Raw genomic sequence first — 1,337 nt, 5'->3', positions numbered from 1 at the left:
GGCGCTGCACGAGCGTGCGGGCACCGTGCTCGAAGGGGCGCCGAAGCCGTCCGCGGCCCGCCTGGCACGGCACTTCGAGGGCGCCGGCCTGCTCGAACGCTGGATGACCTACGCCGAGCGCGCCGCCGACGAGGCCGCGGCGGGTGGCGACCTGGAGGCGGCCGCCGTCGTCCTGCAGGACCTGCTCCGCAGCGCCGACCTTCCTCCGGCCGACGTGGCACGGCTGGCCGCCAAGATCCCCCCAGGGGCGCTGACCGACACCTCGCGAGTCCGGGACGTGGCTCGCACGCTCGAGTCGGCGCTGGCCTCGGGCGCCCTGGACGCCGGTCAGGCGGCCAGGACGCGGTACGAGCTGGCCCTCATGCTTTCCGGCGCCGACGCCCTAGACGAGAGCCGGCGCGTGATGGAGCTGGCGGTCCCCGACCTTCCCGAGGGGTCGTGGGAGCGCGTGCGCGGCATGGCGTCGCTCGGCTGGCCGCGCACCTCGGACTGCCCCGGCCGGGTGCACCGGGAATGGCTGCGCCGAGCCGCGGAGGCGGCCCGCTCGCTCCCCGCGATCCACCAGCCGGAGATCACCGAGAAGATCGCCGTCGCGCTGCTGCTGCTCGACGAGCCCGACGGGTGGGAGCTGGCGGCCGGCATCCCCGACGAGATCGCGACGGCCGCGCAACGGCGCAACACCGCCCACCGCCACGCCAACCTGGCCGAGGTGGCGATGCGCTGGGGACGGTACGCACAGGCCCGCAGGCACGCGGCGACCGCGCTGGAGCTGGCCGAGCGGTACGGCTACCCCAAGTACCGGGAGACGGTCCTCGCCACGCTGGTCCAGCTGGACTGGTTCACCGGGGCCTGGGACGGCCTGACCGACCGGGCCGACGAGCTCACCGGCAACGAGGAGACGCTGCCGCTGAACCGCGAGCAGGCGCGGCTGGTCGCCGGGCTGCTGCTGATGGCCGACGGTCGCCAGGACGAGGCGGAGAGCCTGCAGGCGACGGTGTACGCCCAGGTGCGCGACGCGGGCGGGGCGGACTTCATGGCGCAGCCGGCCGCGGCGCTCGCCCGGATGCACCTGGCCGCAGGCCGGGTGGACGAGGCCCTGCGGGTGGCCCGTGAGCCCCTCGACGTCGTGGTGAACAAGGAGACCTGGCTGTGGGCCACCGAACTGGTCCCGGTACACGTCGACGCGCTGGTCACGGCCGGGCGGATCGCCGACGCGGCCGACCTGGTGACCGCCTTCGGCGGCGGGGTGCGCGGTCGTGACGCTCCGGCGCCGCGCGCGGCCCTGAGCCTGTGCCGGGGGATCCTCTGTGCCGCCCGCGGCGAGCACGCCCGCGCCG

The 1,337-nt window shown here is 76.0% G+C and carries 1 pseudogene; it reads left to right on the top strand.

Going from position 1 to position 1,337, the window contains the following annotated elements:
• A pseudogene (locus ACFFNX_RS50145) lies at positions 1-1,337 on the top strand (hypothetical protein); the annotation flags it as partial.

This window comes from Actinoallomurus acaciae (assembly GCF_042429965.1).
GTDB classification, from domain to species: Bacteria; Actinomycetota; Actinomycetes; order Streptosporangiales; family Streptosporangiaceae; genus Actinoallomurus; species Actinoallomurus acaciae.
Note: the sequence above shows the minus strand (reverse complement) of the source record. Positions and strands in the feature narration are given on the sequence as shown.